We start from the raw sequence: 2,274 nt of genomic DNA on the forward strand, positions 1-2,274 counted from the left end.
TGATGTCAATGAAAATTTCCCCAAATTGGGTGGTTAGTATTCTTTGCTTTTTGGTTCTTCTGCATTCGTCAGAATGTTTTTGGTTCTATAGGATGGGCCAACGATATTGATGACATGGGAATGATGCAGCAGTCTGTCCAGTATCGCATTTGCAATTATTGGATCCCCAAATATTTCAGTCCATTTTGATAGTGTCTTGTTTGTTGTGATGATTGTTGACTTTTTCTCGTATCTCAATGAGATGAGCTGGAAGAAAAGATTGGCATCTTCCTGGTCGAGATTCAGGTAGCCGATCTCATCGATGATAAGCAGCTTATGCCTCATGAATGCCTTGAGCCTTGCTTCAAGCCTGTTCTCCATTTCAGCCTTCTTCAGCTGACTCATCAGCTCCTGGCAGGTAATGAAGTATACACTGTAGCGATGTCTTGCGGCTTCGGCACCGATTGCACTTGCTAGATGCGTCTTTCCGGTTCCCGGCGAACCTACGAACAGGATGTTCTCATTGTTCTCCATGAATCTCAGGGAAGCCAGATCTTCTATCTTCCTCCTGTCTACCGACGGCTGAAACGAGAAGTCGTAGTCATCGATGTCCCTGAGATATGGAAAGGCAGATTTCTTGACCTGCATTATTGTTGCCTTCTCATCCCTGAACCGCTTCTCCTTTTCGGTCAGCTCATATAGCGCCTCTATAATGCTCTTATCGCCTGCATTTATCATGTCTATATACTGCGAAAGATTGTTCCTGAATGTATTCAGCTTGAGCAGGTCCAGATTGTTCAGAAGCTTATTGTATGTTGTATCCACGTCTTTGTTCTCCTTTGTTCATTCTATAGTCCTATGCCTTCAAGGTTCTTGAAGTTCTCCATTGCCCATTCCTCGATATCAGGGCTGCTCCTGCCCGAAAGGATCTTATAGGCCTCTTTGTAGTGGATGGGCTTATAATTGTACCTGGTTTGTGCTATATTGTGTTTAGCTGCCAGAATGCCGTTGTGGTAGATGTATAAGCTTTCTTCAATCGGAAATACATCTACTCTTTGATTTATGTACTTTGGCGGTACGGAATACCAGTTGCCCTTGTGACGAATCAGGAGTCTGCTGTCAACAGTCTCCATGTGATGTTCGATGATGTATGAATCAAGCATCACCTTGTTCGGCAGAGGCTGCAGGTATTCTTTTTCTTTCCTGAACAACGCGTTGGGAGGAATCTCAGTGGTGCTGTTCCTCTGGTCGTTGCACTGGTCAGCTATGAGCTTCTCGATTGTATAGATAAGCTCCTCTTCGCACTCAAGCTCATAGTCATAGGGATAGATCCATTTGACGAACTTGTTCGCATTCTCGTCCTTTCCCTTTGTCTGGGGCGTTCTCACCTTGGATAGGATCAGCTTCACTCCAAGGTCATTGAACAGCTGCGATATCTCCGGATAGACCTTCTTGTTTGGGCCCCTGACCTGGACTATGGCTGTCATGTTGTCGGTCAGCAGATTCCTTGTCACACCGCCAAGTCTTCTGTACGCTTCGATTGTGCAGCGGATAAAGTCCTTTGTGGTCTTCGTGGCTGAATATATGAACACATGCTTTCTTGAATAGCCAAGCGTAGCCGAGAAGACATTGAAAACGACTTCGGTTCCATCCTTAAGATGGATCTTGATGTTTTCCTTCCAGTCCGCCTGCAGCTGTTCCCCAGGGGGAGTCTCATAGGCCGGATGCGGAACTGTGGACTTTCTTAGGATGATGCCATGGGCTCGTGTGTACCATTTGAATGAGTTGTAGTTCCATTCGATCTCATTCCTGTATTTGTTTTCCAGATATCTGAATACAGCCTTCTTGGTTACGGATGGCTTGTCCATGAGCTCGACTATTTCATCCCTGTATCTGTCATATTTGCTGCTCTTCTTCACCTGTTTTCTTTTTGGGATTCCTCCTGAAACATAATATTTTCTTATTGTCTTGCGATCTACCTTATATCTTCTAGAAAGATCGGAAAAGTTTGGCTTTATGCCTTTCTCAATCATGATGTTTAATTCTCCTACAAAATTTAGTTCCATTACTATGACCTCCCGTATGCTTTGTAGAAGTCATAGTATAAATGAAAAAAGATAACTAATCGAATGATCAGATCTGGCCAATATTGGCCAAATTCTAACCACCCGAATTGGTTATCTTTACATTACCATCATTACCCTTCTTGGAAGACGGTTCAAGTATTCTCATGTAGACGAGTGTGGATAGGATGTCGGAAAGGTTGTATTCAAAGCCGGAATTCTTCCTTATCTG

General features: G+C 43.8%; 2 protein-coding genes. Both read right to left on the reverse strand.

From position 1 onward, the window contains the following. Window positions 1-33: 33 nt before the first annotated feature. Window positions 34-804, reverse strand: coding sequence for an IS21-like element helper ATPase IstB (istB, locus tag T513_RS0109520; RefSeq protein WP_031589897.1), 771 nt, complete (start codon window positions 802-804; stop codon window positions 34-36). Window positions 805-827: 23 nt separating this feature from the next. Continuing rightward, a complete protein-coding gene (gene istA / locus T513_RS0109525; RefSeq protein ID WP_031589898.1) occupies window positions 828-2,045 on the reverse strand; it encodes an IS21 family transposase in 1,218 nt (405 codons plus the stop codon). Window positions 2,046-2,274 lie beyond the last annotated feature (229 nt).

The organism is Kandleria vitulina DSM 20405 (assembly GCF_000702065.1).
GTDB lineage: Bacteria > Bacillota_I > Bacilli_A > Erysipelotrichales > Coprobacillaceae > Kandleria > Kandleria vitulina.